We start from the raw sequence: 246 nt of genomic DNA, 5'->3' as shown, positions 1-246 counted from the left end.
CTCGAGCATTCCGACGATCAACTGCGCGGTCGCGTGGGCTATTTCTCGAGCGACTTCTACGACCACGCGAAGCTTGCGTCCCGGCTCGCGCGCCACAGCGGGCGCCGCCGGAGCCGTGGGCGGGTACAGCGCGCGCGCACAGGCGCGTGCGCCGCGCAACTGCGTGGCCGGACCGGCCGGCACAGCCCGAAGAACATCAGGTGGCGCAGCTTTCTCACCGGCATCGACCCGCCTGACGGTGTCTGC

Annotated in this window: 1 protein-coding gene; it reads left to right on the top strand. The window is 70.7% G+C overall.

Annotation, left to right across the window (positions count from 1 at the left end):
• A partial coding sequence (locus AC0IYU_RS34925) for a hypothetical protein (RefSeq protein WP_472126998.1) occupies window positions 1-246 on the top strand: 246 nt, incomplete at both ends.

It is taken from the genome of Variovorax sp. AC103 (genome assembly GCF_979254005.1).
This window is presented reverse-complemented; position numbering and strand designations above follow the sequence as displayed.